The 14,786-nt window shown below is 68.7% G+C and carries 8 protein-coding genes and 1 pseudogene; 2 read left to right on the plus strand and 7 right to left on the minus strand.

Annotation, left to right across the window (positions count from 1 at the left end; genetic code table 11):
* Nucleotides 1-7: 7 nt before the first annotated feature.
* Nucleotides 8-4,915 carry an NAD-glutamate dehydrogenase gene (locus tag IEX13_RS06715; RefSeq protein ID WP_188662418.1) on the minus strand — a complete coding sequence of 1,636 codons (4,908 nt, stop codon included), beginning with the start codon at nt 4,913-4,915 and terminating at the stop codon, nt 8-10.
* Nucleotides 4,916-5,050: 135 nt separating this feature from the next.
* Entirely contained in the window at nt 5,051-6,226 is a 1,176-nt protein-coding gene (locus IEX13_RS06720) for an acyl-CoA dehydrogenase family protein (protein WP_425489019.1), read from the minus strand.
* Nucleotides 6,227-6,359: 133 nt separating this feature from the next.
* Here IEX13_RS06720 and IEX13_RS06725 point away from each other — a divergent pair.
* Together IEX13_RS06725 and metH are read left to right on the plus strand one after the other, a co-directional pair.
* Nucleotides 6,360-7,286: pseudogene (locus IEX13_RS06725) on the plus strand (ArsR/SmtB family transcription factor); the annotation flags it as partial.
* Nucleotides 7,286-10,996, plus strand: a complete 3,711-nt coding sequence (gene metH, locus IEX13_RS06730) for a methionine synthase (RefSeq protein WP_188662424.1) — start codon at nt 7,286-7,288, stop codon at nt 10,994-10,996. The pseudogene IEX13_RS06725 and the gene metH, both read left to right, overlap by 1 nt.
* 17 nt (nt 10,997-11,013) lie before the next feature.
* Here metH and IEX13_RS06735 read toward each other — a convergent pair whose 3' ends face one another.
* The 5 genes from IEX13_RS06735 to IEX13_RS06755 all read right to left on the minus strand — a co-directional run bounded on the left by IEX13_RS06735 (nt 11,014) and on the right by IEX13_RS06755 (nt 14,743).
* Nucleotides 11,014-11,688, minus strand: a complete 675-nt coding sequence (locus IEX13_RS06735) for a DUF2058 domain-containing protein (protein WP_188662426.1) — start codon at nt 11,686-11,688, stop codon at nt 11,014-11,016.
* Nucleotides 11,689-11,699: 11 nt separating this feature from the next.
* The gene (locus tag IEX13_RS06740) at nt 11,700-11,915 is read right to left on the minus strand and encodes a SlyX family protein (RefSeq protein WP_188662428.1); all 216 of its coding nucleotides are present in this window, start codon (nt 11,913-11,915) and stop codon (nt 11,700-11,702) included.
* A complete protein-coding gene (locus tag IEX13_RS06745; RefSeq protein WP_188662430.1) occupies nt 11,905-13,266 on the minus strand; it encodes a UDP-glucose dehydrogenase family protein in 1,362 nt (453 codons plus the stop codon). The genes IEX13_RS06740 and IEX13_RS06745 overlap by 11 nt, the downstream gene beginning before the upstream one ends.
* 3 nt (nt 13,267-13,269) lie before the next feature.
* Nucleotides 13,270-14,055, minus strand: coding sequence for an FKBP-type peptidyl-prolyl cis-trans isomerase (locus IEX13_RS06750; protein WP_188662433.1), 786 nt, complete (start codon nt 14,053-14,055; stop codon nt 13,270-13,272).
* 112 nt (nt 14,056-14,167) lie between these two features.
* The gene (locus IEX13_RS06755) at nt 14,168-14,743 is read right to left on the minus strand and encodes a glutathione peroxidase (RefSeq protein WP_308423893.1); all 576 of its coding nucleotides are present in this window, start codon (nt 14,741-14,743) and stop codon (nt 14,168-14,170) included.
* Nucleotides 14,744-14,786: the final 43 nt, after the last annotated feature.

The following is a 14,786-nucleotide window of genomic DNA, read 5'->3' on the forward strand; positions in this document are numbered from 1 at the left end:
GCCGTGCTCAGGCCGCGCCGGAGGCGACGACCTGGGCCAGGCGGCGCACCGCCACCGACAGCGTCGGATAGTCGAGGTCGCGCAGGTCGCGCATGTCCGCGAACATCGCCATCGTGTAGCGCAGCGCGGCATCGTCGCGTTCCAGCCAGCGCTCCACGCGCTGTTCCGCCGGCAGCCCGGCGCCGGCCACCAGCACCTGGCCGACCAGGGCCCGCTGCTGGGCCTGCAGTTCGTCGCGCAGCACGCCGCGGGCCTGGGCGTGCCAGCGGCCACCCACCGGCAGCGCCTCGACCGCGTCCATCAGCCACTTGGTGTGCAGGGCATCGGACAGGCTGAAATAACTCGCGGCCACCTCGACCACCGGCAGCGAACGTTCGATGGCCACTTCGACGATGTCCAGTGCATAGGCCAGGAACGGCAGGCTGGCGAAGGCCCGGGCCATGTCCTCCGGGTAGCCGTGGCCCTGCCAGCGGGCCACGTCGGCGGCCAGTTCGGCGCGGGCGCCCTCGGGCAGCACGCGGCCGAGCGAGGCGCGCAGTTCGGCCACGCCACCGGCGTAACGTTCCACCTTTTCGGCGATGTTGAGCACTTCGCCGGGGCGATTGAGCAACCAGCGGGTGAGGTTGCGCTGCAGCTGCCAGATGCTGGACAGGGCCTCGAGCTGGGCGGTCTCGCTGACCTTCAGGTCCAGGGCGTCGATGCCGGCCCAGAGCTCGCGGGCGTCGAGCACTTCGCGGCTGATGGTGAAGGCCTTGGCGATCTGCGCCGCCGACTGGCCGGTGTCTTCCTGCATGCGCAGCAGGAAGGTGGCACCCATGCGGTTGACGGTGGAGTTGGTGACCGCGGTGGCGATGATCTCGCGGCGCAGGCGGTGGTTTTCCATGTCCTGCGCGAAGCGTTCCTGCAGGGCATTGGGGAAATAACGCACCAGCTCCTTGGACAGGTAGGGATCTTCGGGCACGTCCGAATCGAGCATCTGGTTGAACACGACGATCTTGTCGTAGCTCAGCAGCACGGAGAGCTCGGGCCGGGTCAGGCCCTGGCCACGCGCCTTGCGGTCGCCCAGCTCCGCTTCGGACGGCAGGAACTCGATGGCGCGGTCGAGCAGGCCCTGGCCTTCGAGCACGCGGATGAAGTGCCCGAACGAACCCAGGCGGGCCGCGCTCATGCGCTCCATCAGGCTGATGGCCTGGTTCTGCCGGTAATTGTCGTTGAGCACCAGCTCGGCGACTTCGTCGGTCATGCTGGCCAGCAGTTCATTGCGCTGGGGCAGGCTCAGTTCCTCGCGCTGCACCGGCCCGGCCAGCAGGATCTTGATGTTCACCTCGTGGTCGGAGGTGTCGACGCCGGCGGAGTTGTCGATGAAGTCGGTGTTCACCAGCACGCCGTTCATGGCGGCCTCGATGCGGCCGCGCTGGGTCAGGCCCAGGTTGCCGCCCTCACCCACCGCGCGGCAGCGCAGCTCGTTGCCGTTCACGCGCAGGCCGTTGTTGGCGCGGTCGCCGGCGTCGGCGTGGCTTTCGCTGCTGGCCTTGACATAGGTGCCGATGCCGCCGTTCCACAGCAGGTCCACCGGCGCCTTGAGGATGGCGTTCATCAGCGCCATCGGGCTGAGCTGCTCGACGTCTTCGGCCAGGCCCAGGGCCTGGCGCACCTGCGGGCTGACCGGGATGGACTTGAGCGAACGCGGGAAGATGCCGCCGCCTTCGGAAATGAGCGAGGCGTCGTAGTCTTCCCAGCTCGAACGCGGCAGCGCGAACATGCGCTCGCGCTCGGCGTAGCTGCGCGCCGAGTCCGGGTTGGGATCGAGGAAGATGTGCCGGTGGTCGAAGGCCGCCACCAGGCGGATGTGGCGCGACAGCAGCATGCCGTTGCCGAACACGTCGCCGGACATGTCGCCGATGCCGACGCAGGTGAAGTCCTGCGACTGGCTGTCGATCCCCAGCGCGCGGAAATGGCGCTTGACCGACTCCCAGGCACCGCGGGCGGTGATGCCCATGCCCTTGTGGTCGTAGCCGACCGAACCACCGGAGGCGAACGCATCGCCCAGCCAGTAGCCGTGTTCGGCGGAAATGCCGTTGGCGATGTCCGAGAAGGTGGCGGTGCCCTTGTCGGCCGCGACCACCAGGTAGGGGTCGTCGCCGTCATGGCGCACCACGTCCTGCGGATGCACCAGCTCGCCGTCCACCAGGTTGTCGGTGATGTCGAGCAGGCCGTTGATGAAACGTTTGTAGCAGGCGATGCCTTCGGCCAGCTGGGCGTCGCGATCGCCGCCGACCGGCGGCCGCTTGACCACGAAGCCGCCCTTGGAACCGACCGGCACGATGACGGTGTTCTTCACCATCTGCGCCTTCACCAGGCCCAGCACCTCGGTGCGGAAATCCTCGCGGCGATCGGACCAGCGCAGGCCACCGCGCGCGACCGGGCCAAAGCGCAGGTGCACGCCCTCGACCCAGGGCGAATACACGAAGATTTCGCGGTAGGGACGCGGCTTGGGCAGGTCGGGCACCAGGGCCGGGTCGAACTTGAAGGCGATGTAGTCGCGGAAGGCGCCGCCCTTGCGCTGGTAGAAATTGGTGCGCAGGGTGGCGTTGATCAGGGACTGGTAGCCCCGCAGGATGCGGTCGTCGTCGATGCTCTGCACGGCGCTGTCGAGCAGGATTTCCAGCGCGTCGGTGACGGCGTCGATCTGCGCGGCGCGGTCGAGCACGCGGGCCGCGGCGATTTCCTGCGGAATCGTGTCCAGGGCCTTGCGGCGGTCGCTGGGCAGCAGCCAGGCGATCTGGTCGTGCAGGGCCTGGCGGCCGGCGGCGTCGAGCGGCGCCTCGCGGCCTGGCTCGAAGCGCGCCGCAAACAGTTCCCACAGCAAGCGCGCGATGACCGGGTAACGCTGCAGGGTTTCTTCCATGTACGGCTGCGAGAACGGCACGCCGGTCTGCAGGGCGTACTTGGTGTAGGCGCGCAGCATGGCGATGTCGCGCCACTCCAGCCGGGCGCTGGGCAGCAGCTGGTTGAAGCCGTCGTTTTCGGCTTCACCGCTCCAGACGGCAGTGAAGGCTTCTTCGAAGGGCTGGCGGGCGGCGTCGACGTCGATCTCGCCGTGGCGGGCCTGCACCTCGAAATCCTGGATCGAGATGCGTTCGCCCTCGACTTCCATTTCGTAGGGGTGTTCGGTCAGCACGCGCAGGCCGAGGTTTTCCATCACCGGCAGCACGTCCGACAGCGCGATGTCGCCGCTGCGGCGCACCAGCTTCAGGCGCAGGTCCTCGCCGTGGCGGTAGAAGGAAATGCGCTGGTCGCCCGGACCGGCCAGGCGCGAGGCCTGCAGCACGTCGGCGGCGGCCACCTGCGGCGACACGGCTTCGACGTAGCCGGCCGGCAGCGCGCGGCCGTAGGTCTGGGCCAGCTTGAGGCCCTGTTCTTCACCCGCTTCGCGCACCAGGATCTCGCGCAGCTCGTCGTGCCAGTCGCGCACGATGCGCGCCAGTTCGGCTTCCAGCTGGTCCTGGTCGAAGTCGACCCGGCAGCCGGCCTTGGGCCGGATGACCAGGTGCAGCTGGGCCAGCGGCGATTCACCGATCTGCACGCTGTGGTCGAGGCGCTCGCCGCCCAGTTCGCGCATCAGCACCGCTTCGATGCGGTGGCGGATGCTGGTGTTGAACCGGTCGCGCGGGATGTAGACCAGGGCCGAGAAAAAACGCCCGTAGCGGTCGCGGCGCAGGAAAAGGCGGGTGCGGGCGCGTTCCTGCAGGCCCAGGATGCCCATGGCGGTGCGCTGGAGTTCCTCGGCGCTGGACTGGAACAGTTCTTCGCGCGGCAGGGTTTCCAGGATGTGCCGCAGGGCCTTGCCGCTGTGGCTGGTCGGGGCCAGCCCCGACGCCGCCATGACGTGTTCGTGGCGCAGGCGCACCATCGGGATTTCCCAGGGCCTGCGGTTGTAGGCGCTGGAGGTGTACAGGCCCAGGAAGCGCTGCTCGCGCACGGCGCGGCCGTCCTTGTCGAAGGCCAGCACGCCGATGTAGTCCATGTAACCGGGCCGGTGCACGGTGGCGCGGGCATTGGTCTTGGTCAGGATGAGCACGTCGAGCGAAGCGCCCGGCGGCAGGTCGGCGGCGGCCAGGCCGGTGATCGGGCGCGACTGCGCCTGCTGGTCCTTGCCGCGCAGCAGGCCCAGGCCGGTGCCCGGCACGGCGCGCAGCTCGCGATCCACGACTTCGTATTCGCGGTAGCCCAGGAAGGTGAAGTGGTTGTCGGCGGCCCAGCGCAGGAAGGCTTCGGTTTCGGTGCGGCAGGCCGGTTCCACCGGCATGGGCCGGGTTTCGATCTCGCCGGCGATCTGCAGCATCTTTTCCCGCATCTGCGACCAGTCGGCCACCGCCGAACGCACGTCGGCCAGGGCTTCGCGGATGGCTTCCTCGATGGCGGCCAGGGCCTGGGCATCGGCCTGGCGGTCGATTTCCAGGTACATCAGCGATTCGGCCTCGCCCTCGCCCACGGCCTGCAGCTTGCCCGCGGCGTCGCGGCGCACCGTGATCACCGGGTGGGCGATCTGGTGCAGGGTGATGTCGAACTTCGACAACGCCATGCGCACCGAATCGACCAGGAAAGGCATGTCGTCGTTGACGATGCGCACGACCGTGTGGGTGCTTTCATAGCCGTCGCCGGCCTGGGACGGGCTGCCGATGGACACCGACACCGTGCCCGGCGCGCGCTGGCGCGCGAAACCCAGGAAGCTTCGCGCGATCGCGGCCCATTCCCCGGCGTCGCGGCTGCGCAGTTCGTCGTCGGGCACCCGCACGTAGAAGCTTCGGGTGAACGCCTCCAGCAGGCCCCCGTCGGGCTGGGACGCGGGGCCGGCCAGGGCGGCGGCAATGGCGTCAAGGGACTCGGCGGAAGCCAGGGCGTGGGCGTTCATCAGCTGCTTTCTCGCAGGGGCGTGGGTAAAACGTGAATTGTAGTCGCGGGGACTACGCCCGGCCAGCGCAATCGGGCGCAAAAAAGAAGCCCCGCTTCAGCGGGGCTTCGGATACGCCGGGGTATGGGCCTGGCCTCAGCGCAGGCCGGTTTCGTTGCGGGCGATGACCAGCCGCTGGATCTCGCTGGTGCCCTCGTAGATTTCCGTGATCTTGGCGTCGCGGAAATAACGTTCGAGGGCCATTTCCTTGGAATAACCCATGCCGCCGTGGATCTGCACGGCCTGGTGGGTGATCCACATGGCCGCTTCCGAAGCCGTGAGCTTGGCCACCGAGGCCTCGGTGGTGAACTTCTGGTCCTGGCCCTTGAGCCAGGCCGCCCGCAGGGTCAGCAGCAGCGAGGCGTCGAGCTTGCACTTCATGTCGGCGATCTTGGCCTGGGTCATCTGGAAGGCGCCGATCGGCTTGCCGAAGGCCTTTCGTTCCTTCACGTATTCCAGGGTGGCCTCGTAGGCGGCTCGCGCCACGCCGATGGCCTGGGAGGCGATGCCGATGCGGCCGGCGTCGAGCACGCCCATGGCGATCTTGAAACCCTGGCCTTCTTCGCCCAGCACGTCCTCCGGCGCCACGACGTAGTCCTGGAACTCGATTTCGCAGGTGGCCGAGGCGCGGATGCCCAGCTTGGGTTCGGTCTTGCCGCGGTGGAAGCCCGGCTTGGTGGTGTCGACGAGGAACGCGGTGATGCCCTTGGCGCCCTTGTCCGGGTCGGTCATCGCGAACAGCACGATGTACTTGGCGACCGGGCCGGAGGTGATCCAGCTCTTCTTGCCGTTGACCACGTAGCTGCCGTCGTCCTGGCGCACGGCCTTGCAACGCATGGCGGTGGCGTCGGAGCCCGACTGCGGCTCGGTCAGCGCGAAGGCGCCGATTTCCTTGCCTTCGGCGATGGCGCGCACGTACTTCTGCTTCTGGTCCTCGGTGCCGAACTTGAGGATGCCGTTGCAGAACAGCGAGTTGTTCACCGAAACGATGGTGGAGTGGGCGCAGTCGGCCGCCGCGATCTCGACCATGGCCAGCACGTAGCTGATCGGGTCCATGCCGGCGCCGCCGTATTCGGCCGGCACCTCGATGCCCATCAGGCCGTTTTCGCCGAGGGTGCGGATGTTCTCGAGCGGGAATTCGCCGGTGTGGTCGTGGTGTTCGGCGCTGGGGGCGATCTTCTCCCGGGAGATGCGCCGGGCGACGTCCTGGATCATCAGCTGTTCTTCGGTGAATCGGAAATCCACGGGGCACCTTCGGTTCGTTTCGGACAAGAACGCAATTGTAGCGGCTGCCGCCGTCCTCGGCAGGTCCACGCGGCGTGAAGCGCGTGCGGGCGCGGCTTGACGCCTTCGGCAAGCCGGCCTAACCTCGCCATATCTTTGAATCCGGATGGAAGGATAAATCATGGACCTGGACGCCTGGTCGGCCTGTTTGAAGGTCCTTTCCGATCCCACCCGGGTCCGCCTGCTGGCCCTGCTCGAAGGCGAGGAACTGACGGTGGCCGAACTGGCGGCCATCACCCGCCTGGCCCAGCCGCGCGTCTCCACCCACCTGGCCCGGCTCAAGGAAGCCGACCTGGTGCGCGACCGCCGCGCCGGTGTTTCGGCCTACTACCGCTTCAACGGCGACACCCTGGACCCGGGCGAGGCGCGCCTGTGGGAAGCCCTGCGCGACAGCACCGACGACCCGCTGCTGCGCCAGGACGCCGAACGCCTGCCCGCCGTGCTGGCCACCCGCGCCGCCGACCAGAACTGGGCCGACTCGGTCGCCGGCGACATGGAGCGGCACTATTCCCCCGGCCGCACCTGGGAAGCCCTGGCCCGCTCCACCCTGCCCCTGCTCGAGCCGGGCGACGTGCTCGACGTCGCCTCCGGCGACGGCGTGCTGGGAGAGCTGCTGGCGCCGCATGCGCGCCGCTACGTCTGCGTCGACTCCAGCACCCGCGTCGTCAACGCCGCCCGCGAACGGCTGAGCAAGTACCGCCACGTCGAGGTCCTGGAAGGCGACATGCAGGCCCTGGACTTCCCGGCCGCCCAGTTCGACCTGGTGCTGCTGATGCACGCGCTGACCTACGCCGAGCGCCCGGCCCAGGCCATCGCCGAAGCCGCCCGGGTCCTGCGCAAGGGCGGCCGCCTGGTCGCCACCTGCCTGGGCAAGCACGAACACCGCGCCGCGGTCACGCCCTACGGCCACGTCAACCTGGGCTTCACGGTGAAGGAACTGCGCCGGCATGCCGAGAAGGCCGGGCTCGAAGTCACGGTCTGCGAAGCCGTGACCCGTGAAAAACGCCCGCCCCACTTCGAAGTACTGACCCTGCTGGCACGCAAGCCATGAGCAACCTGCCCTGGCACGACCCCGGCCGCACCGGCCGGCTGCTGCAGGCGCTGGCCGAACGCATCCTGGTGCTCGACGGCGCCATGGGCACCCTGATCCAGCGCCACGAGCTGGGCGAAGCCGACTACCGCGGCGAACGTTTCGCCGACTCCCCGCGCGACCTCAAGGGCAACAACGACCTGCTCACGCTCGTGCGCCCGGACGTCATCGCCGGCATCCACCAGGCCTACCTGGACGCCGGCGCCGACGTCATCGAAACCAACACCTTCAATTCGACGGCCGTGTCGCAGTCCGACTACGGCCTCGAGGACCTGGTGCCGGAACTCAACCGCGAGGCCGCCCGCCTGGGCCGCGACTGCGCCGCCCGGGCCGAGGCCGCCGATCCGTCCCGGCCGCGCTGGGTCGCGGGTGTGCTGGGCCCGACCAGCCGCACGGCCTCGATCAGCCCGAAGGTCGAGGACGCCGGCTACCGCAACACCAGCTTCGACGCCCTGGTGGCCGACTACACCGTCGCCGCGCGCGGGCTGGTCGAGGGCGGCGCCGACCTCCTGATGGTCGAGACGGTGTTCGACACGCTCAACGCCAAGGCGGCGCTGTACGCACTGGACGTGCTGTTCGAGTCCCTGGGCGCGCGCCTGCCGGTGATGATTTCGGGCACGATCACCGACCGCAGCGGCCGCACGCTGTCGGGCCAGACCGCCGAGGCCTTCTGGTACTCGGTGCGCCACGCCAGGCCGCTGTCGGTGGGCCTGAACTGCGCGCTGGGCGCGCGCGACCTGCGTCCACACGTGCACATGCTGTCCCAGGTCGCCGATACGCATGTCAGCTGCCATCCCAATGCCGGCCTGCCCAATGCCTTCGGTGGCTACGACGAAGGCCCGGAGGAAACCGCCGGCATCCTGCGCGAGTTCGCCGAGGCCGGGCTGCTGAACCTGGTCGGCGGTTGCTGCGGCACCACGCCCGCGCATATCGGCGCGATCGCCGAAGCAGTGCGCGGCCTGCCCCCGCGTGCGCTGCCCACCCTGCCCGCCCACACCCGCCTGGCCGGCCTGGAGCCCTTCGTCGTCACGCCCGACACCAACTTCGTCAACGTCGGCGAACGCACCAATGTCACCGGCTCGATCCAGTTCAAGAAGCTGATCCTGGAAAACCGCTACGACGACGCCCTGGCCGTGGCCCGCCAGCAGGTGGAAAACGGCGCCCAGGTCATCGACGTCAACATGGACGAGGGCATGCTCGACGCCGAGGCGGCGATGGCACGCTTCCTCAACCTGGTCGCCGCCGAACCCGACATCGCCCGGGTGCCGGTGATGATCGACAGCTCGAAGTGGAGCGTGATCGAGGCCGGCCTGAAATGCGTGCAGGGCAAGGCCATCGTCAACTCGATCTCGATGAAGGAAGGCGAAGCCGCCTTCCTGGCCCAGGCGCGCGAAGCCCGGCGCCATGGCGCGGCGGTGGTGGTGATGGCCTTCGACGAACAGGGACAGGCCGACACCTTCGAACGCAAGGTCGCCATCTGCAGCCGCGCCCACGCGCTGCTGATCGGCGAAGCGGGCCTGGCGCCCGAGGACATCATCTTCGACCCCAACATCTTCGCCATCGCCACCGGCATCGAGGAACACGATGGGTACGCCGTTGCCTTCATTGAAGCGGCACGCGAACTCAAGCAGCGTTTCCCGGACTGCCACGTGTCCGGCGGCGTTTCCAACGTGTCGTTTTCCTTCCGCGGCAACAACGCCGTGCGCGATGCCATCCACGCGGTGTTCCTGTACCACGCCATCGGCGCGGGCATGGACATGGGCATCGTCAACGCCGGCGCCCTGGCCCTGTACGACGACCTGGACCCGGCCCTGCGCGAAGCCGTCGAAGACGTGGTGCTCAACCGCCGCGCCGACGGCACCGAACGCCTGCTGGCCGAAGCCGAAAAGCACAAGTCCAAGAAGGGCGAGGTCCGCAGCGAAGACCTGGCCTGGCGCGAATGGCCGGTGGACCGGCGCATCAGCCACGCCCTGGTGCATGGCATCGACAAGTTCATCGAAGCCGACGCCGAACTGGCCCGGCAGCAATCCACGCGCCCGCTGGACGTCATCGAGGGCCCGCTGATGGCGGGCATGAACGTGGTCGGCGACCTGTTCGGCGCAGGCAAGATGTTCCTGCCGCAGGTGGTGAAGTCGGCCCGCGTGATGAAGCGCGCCGTCGCCCACCTCATCCCCTACATCGAGGCCGAAAAGGCCCGCAGCGGCGACGCCGGCAAGCCGCGCGGCAAGGTGCTGATGGCCACGGTGAAGGGCGACGTGCACGACATCGGCAAGAACATCGTCGGCGTGGTGCTGGCCTGCAACAACTTCGAGGTCGTCGACCTGGGCGTGATGGTGCCGGCCCAGGTCATCCTGGACCGCGCCCGCGAGGAAAAGGTCGACGCGATCGGCCTGTCGGGGCTGATCACGCCCTCGCTGGAGGAAATGAGCCACGTCGCCCGGGAAATGAAGCGCCAGGGATTCTCGGTGCCGCTGCTGATCGGCGGCGCCACCACCTCGCGCGCGCACACCGCGCTCAAGATCGACCCGCACTACGATTCGCCGGTGGTCTGGGTGAAGGACGCCTCGCGCGCGGTCGGCGTGACCCAGTCCCTGCTAAGCGCCGAACTGCGCGACCCCTTCGTGGCCGCCAATGCCGCCGACTATGCCGAAGTGCGCAAGCGCCACGCCAACCGCGGCGACGCCAAGCCGCTGGCCTCGCTTGCCCGCGCCCGCGCCAACCGCTTCGACGGCGGCTGGGCCGATTACGTGCCGCCGGCGCCGCGGCAGCCGGGCCTGACGGTGTTCGACGACTTCCCGCTCGAGGACCTGCGCGACTACATCGACTGGACGCCCTTCTTCCAGACCTGGGAACTGTCCGGCCGCTACCCGGCGATCCTGAAGGACCCGGTGGTGGGCGCGCAGGCCACCGAACTGTTCGCCGACGCCCGGGCCATGCTTGACCGGATCATCGGCGAAAAATGGCTGCGGGCGAAGGCCGTGGCCGGGCTGTGGCCGGCGCGTTCGGTCGGCGACGACATCCAGGTGCTCGACGACGGCGGCCACCTGCGCGCCAGCCTGCACTGCCTGCGCCAGCAGGCGGAAAAACCCGATGACCGGCCCAACCTGTGCCTGGCCGATTTCGTGGCGCCACGCGACAGCGGCCGCCAGGACTGGGTGGGCGCGTTCGCGGTCACCGCCGGCCTGGGCATCGAACCGCACCTGGCGCGCTTCGAGGCCGTGCACGACGACTACAACGCGATCTTGCTCAAGTCACTGGCCGACCGCCTGGCCGAAGCCCTGGCGGAGGCCCTGCACCGGCGCGTGCGCACGCAGCTGTGGGGCTACGCGCCGGACGAATCGCTCGACAACGAGGCCCTGGTGCGCGAACAGTACCGGGGCATCCGCCCGGCCCCGGGTTACCCGGCCTGCCCGGAACACAGCGAGAAGGCCACCCTCTTCGCGCTGCTGGAAGCGGAAAAGCACGCCGGCATGGCGCTGACCGAAAGTTTCGCGATGACGCCGGCGGCCGCCGTCAGCGGCCTGTATTTTTCGCACCCGGGCAGCCAGTACTTCGTGGTCGGCCGGCTCTCGCGCGAACAGGTGGCCGACTACGCCCGCCGCAAGGGGGTGTCGCTGCAGCAGGCGGAACGCTGGCTGGCCAGCAATCTCGACTACGACCCGGAATAAGACCGGCTTGGGGCGGGTCACCAGACCAGGTCGTCGGGCACCTGGTAGCGCGGGTCGGCGTAGGGGTCGTCTTGCGCCGGGGCATTCGGATCCACCTTCAGCGCCAGCAGGCTGGGCAGCAGGGCCGCCACTTCGTCGGCCAGCGCGGCGGTGACCAGCTGGTAGCGGCCGTCGAGCTGCACCACCGCCAGGTCGCCGGCGTTGAGTGACTTCAGCTGTTCCGGCGTGACGTAGATGCGCTTGATCTTGCCGCCGTATTCGAAGTGGCGCACGAGCTCGGCGTCGGCGACGTTGAGCGCCTTGTCCTTGATCAGTTCGGCCACCTGCGCCTTGGCGGCGCGGCGACGGGCCGCCTCTTCCTGCTTCAGGCGTTCGGCTTCGATGCGTTCGTGCTTTTCCTTCTGCGCGCGGATCGCATACGCCTTGGCCAGGTCGATCTCCTCCCGGCTGCGCGGCGCACGGCCGCCGGGGCGCGGCTTGCCCCGGCCGGCCGGGCGTTCGCCGCCCTTGCCTGGTGCGCGTTCACCGCGCTTGCCGGGCGAGCGTTCGCCGGGTTTGCCGGGCTTTCCGGAGGCACGCTCCCCGCCCTTGCCGGCGGGCTTGCCGCCGCGTTCGGGGCGCTCGCGCCGGGGTTCCGGGTCCGGGGCCTTGAAGCCCAGGCCCAGTAGTTTTTCTCGCAGCGAATTGCTCATCGGGAATGGGGTCAGTAATGCGGCGGCGGGGGTTCGCTGCCGGGGTCGGCGTACAGAAGGGTACGCAGCTGCTTGAGTTCGTCCATGACCCGCACCAGCGTCTGTGCATTGCGGGCCGACTCAAGGCGGGTTTCGGCCAGGGCGTCGCTGAGCTCGGTGAGGGTGTGTTCCTGGAAGGCGAGCCGGGTTTCGAGCTCGGCCAGGCGCTGTTCGATGTCAGTGTGCATCCTGGGCTCCGGGGCCGGCCTGCAGGCTGCGCCCGCGGCCGATGCCGTAATACGCCAGCCCGGCGGCTTCCACCTGCACCGGATCCCAGACGTTGCGGCCATCGAACACCACGCGTTCGCGCAAGGTGCGGGCCAGGGCCGGGAAATCCGGGCTCCAGAACGCCTTCCATTCGGTCACCAGCACCAGGGCGTCGGCGCCTTCCAGCGTATCGGACGGGTCTTCGCACAGCACCAGGTCGGCGCGCCCGCCGAAGAGGCGGCGCGTCTCGGCCATCGCCTCCGGGTCGTAGGCACGCACCTTGGCCCCGGCTTGCCAGAGATCGGCCAGCAGGCTTCGGCTGGCGGCTTCGCGCATGTCGTCGGTATTGGGCTTGAAGGCCAGGCCCCAGACGGCAAACGTCTTGCCGGCGATGTCACCACCGAAGTGGCGCAGGGCCAGTTCGGCCAGTTTGTGCTTCTGGCGGTCGTTCACCGCCTCGACCGCCTGCAGCAGGCCGGCCTGGTAGCCGTGCCGGCGCGCGGTGCGTTCCAGCGCCTGCACGTCCTTGGGGAAGCACGAACCACCGTAGCCGGCGCCCGGGTAGATGAAGTGGTAGCCGATGCGCGGGTCCGAGCCGATGCCCTGCCGGACCTGTTCGATGTCCGCGCCGACGCGTTCGGCGATGTTGGCCATTTCGTTCATGAAGCTGATCTTGGTCGCCAGCATGGCGTTGGCGGCGTACTTGGTCAGCTCGGCCGAACGTTCGTCCATGACCACGAAACGCTCGTGGCTGCGGGTGAACGGGGCGTACAGCCGCTTCATGGTCTCCACCGCCGTGGCGCTGCGCGCGCCCAGCACGATGCGGTCGGGGCGCATGCAGTCGTTGACCGCGGCGCCTTCCTTGAGGAATTCAGGGTTGGACACCACCTCGAAGCGCACATCAGCCCCGCGCGCGGCCAGCTCCGCCGAGATCGCCGCGCGCACCTTGTCGGCGGTGCCCACCGGCACGGTGGATTTGTTCACCACCACCACGGGATCCGACAGGTGCCGGCCGACGGTGGCGGCCACCGCCAGTACGTACTGCAGGTCGGCGCTGCCGTCCTCGTCGGGCGGCGTGCCGACGGCGATGAAGATCACCTCGGCACCCTTGATGGCGGCCGCCGCGTCGGTGGTGAAATCCAGCCGGCCGGCACCATGGTTGGCCAGCACCATCGGCGCCAGGCCGGGTTCGAAGATCGGCACGATGCCGTTCCGAAGCCCGGCCACCTTGGCCTCGTCCACGTCCACGCAGGTCACTTGGTGGCCGACCTCGGCCAGGCAGGTGCCCGTGACGAGGCCGACGTATCCGGTGCCGAAGACCGTTGCGCGCATGGCTTATTCGACGATTTCGAGCAGTTCGACTTCGAAGGTCAGCATGGTGTGCGGGGGAATCACGCCACCGCCGCCGGTTTCGCCGTACGCAAGCTCGGACGGGATCCAGAAGGTGTACTTGCTGCCGACCTTCATCAGCTGCACGCCTTCGGACCAGCCAGGGATGACCTGGCCCAGGCCGAACTCGGCCGGCTGGCCGCGGTCGTAGGAGCTGTCGAAGACGTCGCCGTTGGGCAGCGTGCCCTTGTAGTGCACGCGCACCACGGCGTCGGCCTTCGGGACCGCGCCGTTGCCGGCGCGCTCGACGCGGTACTGCAGGCCACTTTCCGTGACCACGACGCCGGGCTTGTCCTTGTTGGCGTCCAGGAACGCAGCGCCTTCGGCCTTGGCGGCGATGGCGGCGGCTTCCATTTCGGCCTGCTTGCGCGCCTGCAGGCGCACGGTGAAGGCGTCCTGGATCTGCTTCATCTGTTCGTCGGTGATCTTCGGTTCGCGCTCTTCGAACGCGTCCTCCATGGCCTGGCGCACGACGTCCAGGTCCAGGTCCTGCTTGACCACCGACATCGAGCGGCCGATGTCCAGGCCGATCATGTAGCTCACCTGGGCACGTTCGGTTTCCAGGCCTTCGATGCCTTCGATGATCGGCGCGCCGGCTTCGGCGGCGGCGGGTTCGGTGGTCTCGGCAGAAGCGTCGGCTTCACCTTCCGGGGTTTCGGACTTGCAGGCACTGAGGCTGAGCACCAGGCTGGCGAGCACCAGCGGCGCGGCGAAACGCAGGGCGGGATTCATTGGGACAAAACTCCTGAGGGGGCGGGCCGGAACGGCACGTCGCCCGCTATTGTCCCGATGCACCGCCGCCACGGCAATCACATCCGCGGCGGCGGTTCAGGCGCAGGCCCGATCAGCCTGGCTTGGCGGCCCTGGCCGCGGGCGCCGGCCGGGCCAGCTGCTTTTCGATCTCGGCCACCAGCTTGGGGTCGTCCGGGGTCGTGCGGCTGCCGAAACTGGCCACCACCTTGCCCTCGCGGTCGATCAGGTACTTGTGGAAGTTCCAGCCCGGCGCTTCGCCCGTGGCCGCGGCCAGGTCCTTGTACAGCGGCGTCGCACCGCTGCCGCGCACCTGCACCTTCTCGAACATCGGGAACTTCACGCCATAGGTAAGCGTGCAGAACTCCGCGATGTCTTCTTCGCTGCCCGGCTCCTGGCCCATGAAATCATTGGACGGGAAGCCCAGCACCGCGAAACCCTGGTCCTTGTATTTGGCGTACATGGCTTCCAGGCCTTCGTACTGCGGGGTGAAGCCGCACTTGCTGGCGGTGTTCACCACCAGCAGCACCTGGCCGCCATAGGCCTGCTCCAGGTTCACCGTCTCCTTGCCGGCCAGTTTCCGGAAATCCCGGTCCAGCAGCGTTTCCCCGGCAAACGCCGGTGCCACGGCCATCACGCCGGCCAGCAATACAAGCCATTTCCTGCCCATCGTCCACCCTCCGGCGCGGACCATCCGCGCCTATGCCATCAGT

The sequence above is a fragment of the Arenimonas soli genome, assembly GCF_014643775.1.
GTDB lineage: Bacteria > Pseudomonadota > Gammaproteobacteria > Xanthomonadales > Xanthomonadaceae > Arenimonas > Arenimonas soli.